Annotated in this window: 8 protein-coding genes; 7 read left to right on the top strand and 1 reads right to left on the bottom strand. The window is 39.3% G+C overall.

Annotation, left to right across the window (positions count from 1 at the left end):
- Positions 1–740: 740 nt before the first annotated feature.
- The 7 genes from iscR (at position 741) to fdx (ending at position 6,038) form a co-directional block, all read left to right on the top strand.
- Complete coding sequence (gene iscR, locus JQC92_RS20170) at positions 741–1,202, top strand: Fe-S cluster assembly transcriptional regulator IscR (RefSeq protein ID WP_129947923.1); 462 nt, start codon at positions 741–743, stop codon at positions 1,200–1,202.
- Between the two features lie 76 nt (positions 1,203–1,278).
- Positions 1,279–2,493 (top strand): IscS subfamily cysteine desulfurase, encoded by a 1,215-nt coding sequence (locus tag JQC92_RS20165; protein ID WP_205001325.1) that lies wholly within the window; start codon positions 1,279–1,281, stop codon positions 2,491–2,493.
- A 40-nt stretch (positions 2,494–2,533) separates the two neighbouring features.
- Positions 2,534–2,926, top strand: coding sequence for a Fe-S cluster assembly scaffold IscU (iscU, locus tag JQC92_RS20160; RefSeq protein ID WP_205001324.1), 393 nt, complete (start codon positions 2,534–2,536; stop codon positions 2,924–2,926).
- Between the two features lie 14 nt (positions 2,927–2,940).
- The gene (gene iscA, locus JQC92_RS20155) at positions 2,941–3,264 is read left to right on the top strand and encodes an iron-sulfur cluster assembly protein IscA (RefSeq protein WP_129947920.1); all 324 of its coding nucleotides are present in this window, start codon (positions 2,941–2,943) and stop codon (positions 3,262–3,264) included.
- A 21-nt stretch (positions 3,265–3,285) separates the two neighbouring features.
- On the top strand, positions 3,286–3,813 hold the full coding sequence (hscB, locus tag JQC92_RS20150; protein WP_205001323.1) for a co-chaperone HscB: 528 nt from the start codon (positions 3,286–3,288) through the stop codon (positions 3,811–3,813).
- A gap of 18 nt (positions 3,814–3,831) precedes the next feature.
- Positions 3,832–5,691, top strand: a complete 1,860-nt coding sequence (hscA, locus tag JQC92_RS20145; protein ID WP_205001322.1) for a Fe-S protein assembly chaperone HscA — start codon at positions 3,832–3,834, stop codon at positions 5,689–5,691.
- An 8-nt stretch (positions 5,692–5,699) separates the two neighbouring features.
- A complete protein-coding gene (gene fdx, locus JQC92_RS20140) occupies positions 5,700–6,038 on the top strand; it encodes an ISC system 2Fe-2S type ferredoxin (RefSeq protein WP_205001321.1) in 339 nt (112 codons plus the stop codon).
- A gap of 93 nt (positions 6,039–6,131) precedes the next feature.
- Here the strand turns inward: fdx and JQC92_RS20135 are convergent, their stop codons facing one another.
- Positions 6,132–6,953 (bottom strand): patatin-like phospholipase family protein, encoded by an 822-nt coding sequence (locus tag JQC92_RS20135; protein ID WP_205001320.1) that lies wholly within the window; start codon positions 6,951–6,953, stop codon positions 6,132–6,134.
- Between the last annotated feature and the right edge of the window lie 106 nt (positions 6,954–7,059).

Below are 7,059 nucleotides of genomic sequence, written 5' to 3'. Positions count from 1 at the left end.
TTGTCATTCAATCCTTGTAGACTTTTTATCAGCTTATGAAAGTTGGCTATGTTCATAATTGATTACCTGATACTACAATTTGAATCAGTATACGCCTACCAACAGTTTATAGAAACATAGCCACCATAATTCAATACAGGCGGTAATCACTTTTCGGTTTCTTCACCGTTATTCCTTTACATACAGTATAATCTTCAAATTGATCGCATCTAATGTCGATCACACTACAATACTGCATTTTTGGGATTCGAAAAGCACCAATAAGGAGCTGCAAATTGTCACTGGTAGTTTAGTACGGTTACTGATTGATCTAACCTTAGTATTTTTAATCTTAATTTTTTGCAGTCATTTTTAATTTCTGAAACGTTTCTGTCCAAAAATAAGCTAGCTTGTTATCTCGCTTTGATATCAACTGAAATCAAAGTTCAGTTTTCAACCCGAATAGACACAAATTATTCGGGTTAAACTTCAATTGAAATAAAATAGTGAAAAATGAGAAATAAATAACGTTTTTCATTGAATTTTTGAACGCAAAAGGGTTAAATACGCGTCCAATAGTTAATACCATTCGTAGTAATACATTGAGAGAGTTATGGCTTAATGATGTTATTAAATAAGTATGAATGGTTAATCCCCACTCAAATGGATAATACTTGACTAAATTAGTCAGATAAATACTTGACTGTTTTACTCGGGTATGTTTCAATTTAAGTTATACTTAAGTAGGAACGAGTTCGGTCATGAAACTTACCTCAAAAGGACGTTATGCGGTCACAGCAATGCTTGACGTAGCAATACATTCTGCAACTGGTCCGGTACCTCTAGCAGATATATCTGAGAGACAGGGAATTTCACTGTCCTATCTTGAGCAGCTTTTTGCAAAACTACGTAAAAAAGGCCTTGTTGCTAGTGTTCGTGGGCCTGGAGGCGGTTACCGCTTAGGACTTAATGCTGGTGAAATTTCAGTAGGTATGGTCGTTCATGCAGTTGACGAATCAGTCGAAGCGACTCGCTGTCACGGTCAAGGCAATTGCCAAGGTGGTTCTCGTTGTTTGACGCATTCGTTGTGGGATGATTTAAGCAAACAAATTTCTGATTTTCTGAACGGTATCTCTCTAGAAGGCTTAATGCTTAAGCGTGATGTTCAGTTTATTTCGGTTAAGCAAGATAAATTACAGCAAGAACATAGAATTTCATTGTAAGTTCTTGCCGATATTAAAACTAAAATTTGTACTTTGGTTATCACAATTAAGGTGATAACGGTGTACGGAGTGTGAAATGAAGCTTCCAATCTATCTAGATTATGCAGCAACAACACCGGTTGATCCGCGTGTAGCTGAAAAGATGATGCAATACATGACTATGGACGGCATCTTTGGTAACCCTGCGTCACGATCTCATCGCTATGGCTGGCAAGCCGAAGAAGCGGTTGATATTGCACGTAATCAAGTCGCTGAGTTAATTAATGCTGATCCACGTGAAGTGATTTTTACTTCAGGTGCTACTGAATCAGATAACTTAGCCATTAAAGGTGTTGCGCATTTTTATCAGAAGAAAGGCAAGCACATCATTACCAGCAAAACTGAACATAAGGCTGTACTAGATACTTGCCGTCAGTTAGAGCGTGAAGGTTTTGAAGTGACATATCTTGAACCTGATGCGAACGGTATTATTCCAATGAATCGTATTGAAGATGCAATTCGCGAAGATACTGTTTTACTGAGCTTAATGCATGTAAACAATGAAATTGGTGTTGTTCATGATGTAAAAGCGATTGGTGAACTTTGCCGTTCTAAGAAAGTGATTTTTCACATCGACGCTGCACAAAGTGCAGGTAAATTGCCTATTGACGTTCAAGAGATGAAAGTTGATTTGATTTCGATTTCTGGTCACAAAATGTATGGCCCTAAAGGTATCGGCGCATTGTATGTACGTCGTAAGCCAAGAATTCGATTAGAAGCAACCATGCATGGCGGTGGTCACGAGCGTGGATTTCGAAGCGGAACACTAGCAACTCATCAAATTGTTGGTTTAGGTGAAGCAGCTGCAATTGCTCAAGCTGATATGAATAAGGATAACGACCGTATCCGTCATTTACGTGACAAGTTATGGGCGGGAATCAAAGATATCGAAGAAACCTTTATCAATGGTGATGCAGAGCAACGTTATTGTGGTTCATTGAATGTGAGCTTTAACTTTGTTGAAGGCGAGTCACTGATGATGGCGCTTAAGGATCTAGCGGTTTCTTCAGGATCAGCGTGTACTTCAGCGAGTCTTGAGCCTAGCTATGTATTACGTGCATTAGGTTTGAATGATGAAATGGCACACAGCTCAATTCGTTTTTCGATTGGCCGTTTCACGACAGAAGAAGACATTGATTATTCAATTGATATTATTAATAAATCGATTGGTAAATTACGTGATATGTCACCGCTTTGGGAAATGTACAAAGACGGTATCGATTTAAATACAGTTCAGTGGGCGCACCATTAAGGTAGCCCCTCTTAGCAAACAGGATTAATGGAGTCGTATCATGGCTTATAGTGAAGAAGTAATTGAACATTACGAAAACCCTCGTAACGTTGGTTCAATGGATAAAAATGATCCATCTGTTGCTACTGGAATGGTCGGTGCACCAGCATGTGGTGACGTGATGAAGCTTCAACTAAAGATCAGCGAAGAAGGTATTATTGAAGATGCCAAGTTCAAGACTTACGGTTGTGGTAGTGCGATTGCGTCGAGCTCATTAGTGACAGAATGGGTTAAAGGTAAAACATTAGCAGAAGCTGCTGAAATCAAAAATACTGATATCGCAGAAGAACTTGCTTTACCTCCTGTAAAAATTCACTGTTCTATCTTAGCAGAAGACGCTATTCATGCCGCATTAGAAGATTATAAATCAAAGCATGAATTAGCTGCAGGTTAAGCTCGGAGTTGTAAATGGCAATAACAATGACGCCAGCTGCGTCTGACAGGGTTAAGTCCTTTTTGAAAAACCGAGGTAAAGGCCTTGGTTTGCGATTAGGTTTAAGAACAGCAGGCTGTTCAGGTATGGCTTACATACTTGAGTTTGTTGATGACTTGAATGACGACGATGAACTGTATGAAATCGATGGTGTTAATATCATCATCGATGCAAAGAGCTTTATCTATCTTCAAGGCATTGAACTCGACTTTGTTAAAGAAGGCTTAAACGAAGGTTTTGAGTTTAATAACCCTAATGCTAAAGGAGAGTGTGGTTGCGGTGAGAGTTTTACCGTTTAACTACAACTGAAAGGAAATACATTGAACTATTTCGAATTATTCGGTTTTCCTGTCGATTACTCAATTGATAACGCTCAACTCTCAGAGCGTTATCGAGATCTTCAACGAGCGGTTCATCCAGACAAATTTGCTAACAGCAGTGAGCAACAAAAGCGATTAGCAGTGCAAAAAACCGCACAAATTAACGATGGTTTCCAAACGCTAAAAAATCCTATCCGACGTGCAGAACATATGTTGGCGCTGCGTGGTTTAGATATCAGCCACGATACATCAACCGTGAAAGATCGAATGTTCTTGATGCAGCAAATGGAATGGCGTGAAGCACTAGAAGAAATTCGTGATCAAAACGACCCGCATCAAGCTGTTGATCATTTAAGAATGTCTTTTTCTGAACACCAAAAGTCAATTAATGCATCTTTAGTGAATTCACTAACGTCTATGACGGAAGAAGATAATAATTTTGCCGCTGATCAGATACGTAAACTCAAGTTTATGACAAAATTAGAAGATGAATTGACTCGCATCGAAGATGCTTTGTTTGATCTATAAAAATTAAGTAGAGAATTTATGGCCCTTTTGCAAATCGCAGAGCCGGGACAAACGGCGGCTCCACATCAGCATAAATTGGCAGTCGGTATCGATTTAGGTACCACCAACTCATTGGTTGCTACTGTAAGAAGTGGTGAAGCCAAAACATTAGCTGATTCAAATGGCAATCACTCATTACCTTCAATTGTTCATTATGGTGAAAATGTATTAGTGGGTAATGAAGCCGCAGGGCTATCGTCACAAGACCCAAAAAATACCATTGTATCGGTTAAACGTTTTATGGGACGTAGTCTTGTTGATATCCAAGATACCTATAGAAACCTTCCTTACCAGTTTGAAGCCAGTGAGCATGGGCTACCTGTTTTTGAAACGAATCAAGGTAAGGTCAACCCAATCCAAGTATCTGCAGAAATTTTACGTCCGTTAATTGCACGTGCAGAAGAATCTTTAGGCGGTGAGTTACAAGGCGCAGTGATTACTGTACCGGCATATTTTGACGATGCACAACGACAAGGTACTAAAGACGCTGCGAGTTTACTCGGTGTTAAAGTTCTTCGTTTATTAAACGAGCCTACAGCTGCAGCTATTGCCTATGGCTTAGATTCAGAACAAGAAGGCGTTATCGCCGTTTATGATCTAGGTGGTGGTACTTTTGATATTTCAATTTTACGTTTGAATAAAGGCGTATTTGAAGTTCTGGCAACTGGCGGTGATTCTGCGTTAGGCGGCGATGACTTTGATCATTTATTGCAAGATTATTTGATCAAAGAATGGGATCTTGATGCGTTAAGTTCTACCGAGCATCGTCGTTTACTCATTGAATCTCGCAGAGTAAAAGAAGCACTGACTGAACACAGTTCAGTAGAAGCAATGCTTGAGTTAGATAGTGGTAAACAACAAACGGCTCTAATCACTAAAGATGATTTTGATGCACTGATTTTGCCATTAGTTAATAAAACCATCATTAGCTGCCGTCGTGCACTTCGTGATGCGGGCGTAACGTCAGATGAAGTTTTACAAACTGTAATGGTTGGTGGTTCAACGCGTGTTCCTTTAGTTCGCACTCAAGTTGAAAGTTTCTTTGGTAAAGTGCCGTTAACTTCGATCGACCCAGATCGTGTTGTTGCTATCGGAGCAGCGATTCAAGCAGATATTCTCGTTGGTAACAAGCCAGATTCAGAATTATTGCTGCTTGACGTAATTCCATTGTCATTGGGCATGGAAACCATGGGTGGCTTAGTTGAGAAAGTTATCCCAAGGAATACGACAATCCCAGTAGCTAGAGCTCAAGAATTTACGACCTTTAAAGATGGTCAAACAGCAATGTTGGTTCACATCGTTCAAGGTGAGCGTGAATTAGTCAATGATTGCCGCTCTCTTGCTGACTTTGCACTAACAGGTATTCCGCCGCTTGCAGCGGGGGCCGCTCATATTCGAGTGACATTCCAAGTAGATGCGGATGGTTTGTTGAGTGTTACGGCAATGGAAAAATCCACTGGCGTTCAGTCTAGCATTCAAGTTAAACCTTCATTTGGTCTTTCAGATACTGAAATTGCTAATATGATCAAAGATTCTATGAATAACGCCAAAGGCGATATTGAGTTAAGAATGTTAACTGAGCAACGTGTTGAAGCAGCACGTGTACTTGAAAGCCTAAGCTCTGCATTAGAGAAGGATGGAGAGCTATTATCAGCAGAAGAGCGAGCTGAAATTGACTCTTCGATGAACCTTCTCGCTGATGTAACAGGCGAAGAAAGCACACAAGCAATTGAAAATGCAATCAAAGCGCTTGATGATTTAACTCAGGTCTTTGCTGCAAAACGTATGGATAATTCGATTAAGGCTGCATTAACCGGCCAATCAGTAGAAAGTTTATAGGTAAAATTATGCCACAGATTGTATTCCTTCCTAACGAAGAACTTTGCCCTGATGGTGCAGTTGCTGAAGCGGAAGTCGGTGAAACGATTCTTGATGTAGCGCTAAGAAATGGCATACATATTGAACATGCTTGTGAAAAGTCATGTGCTTGTACTACGTGTCATTGTATTGTGCGTGAAGGTTTTGACGAGCTAGAAGAAAGCGATGAACTTGAAGATGACATGCTTGATAAAGCTTGGGGTTTAGAGCCTGAGTCTCGCTTATCTTGCCAAGCTAAAGTGGTCGATTCCGATATGGTTGTCGAGATCCCTAAGTACACCTTAAATATGGTGAGTGAAGTGCATTAACCTCCTTTTTATGAAATACCGCTTTTTAAAGCGGTATTTTTTTGCCTTGTATTTATGAGGGGATATTTATCTTTTAGAATCTTGATAGCGGTTTTAATTTAGAACTTTCTTAATTGTTAACTTTTCTTCTGTAATCTGATCTCTACCTTTAATACTGATATTAACAAATTCATCTACGTACGACTCTGATCTTGCGTACTTTCTATATCGGTAATATTCCGGTGACTCTTTACTTTCTGCGTGACTCTCAGTATTTGAATCTTCGGTTTTTTTTAGCTTACTCAATAATTGAGCTTCAAACTCATAATATTGTTGTTCAGCTGAATTTAGGTTTGGATAATAATTCGCAACTGCTTGATTAATATGTAAAGTTGAGGCAGATGGTGTTAGGTTGAACACTTTTAATCTCTGAGAACTTGATGCAGATTTAGAGTCAAAATTTTCATACTCAGACGCCTCACAACCTACTATGAAATCAGTGCATTTACTTATGAGTTTATCTTTGATACCTAATTCGTTAACGGGGGTATGAGAGGCGCCAAGTTGAATAACTAAACCAGGAGAGGTTTTTAAATAGGCATGTGGAGTATTATTTGTGATGCCGCCATCGATATAACTTCTACCTTCAATTTCTACATCACTCATTAGAAAAGGTGCAGAACCGCTTGCTAACACTGCAAGACGAATGCTGATATCTGGAGATTTACCATATGAAAATTCTTCTTCGTATTTAAGTTCTTTATCTGTTCCTATGATGGTAAGAGCTTTCATCGTTGAGTGTGAAGAAAACCATGGGCTTTCCTCATTAGTTGCATTCCTTAATAAAAACAACTGCCTAAAAGTAATCGAAGTTAAGTCACTTTCTTTAGGTGTTCCTTCTGTTGCTTGTGTACTACTGTTATCGTAACTACTCAATAAGTTGTGGTGAGTCACCAAACTGTAAGATTTTGTAACGATCTTGCGATCAATTTGACTGCTTATTCTAAAGCTTCATACTTTCACCAAATTTAATCATTCCACT

It is taken from the genome of Parashewanella hymeniacidonis (assembly GCF_016900895.1).
In the GTDB taxonomy this organism is placed as follows: Bacteria; Pseudomonadota; Gammaproteobacteria; order Enterobacterales; family Shewanellaceae; genus Parashewanella; species Parashewanella hymeniacidonis.
The sequence above is the reverse complement of the archived record's forward strand: the minus strand, read 5'-3'. Positions and strand labels throughout refer to the sequence as shown.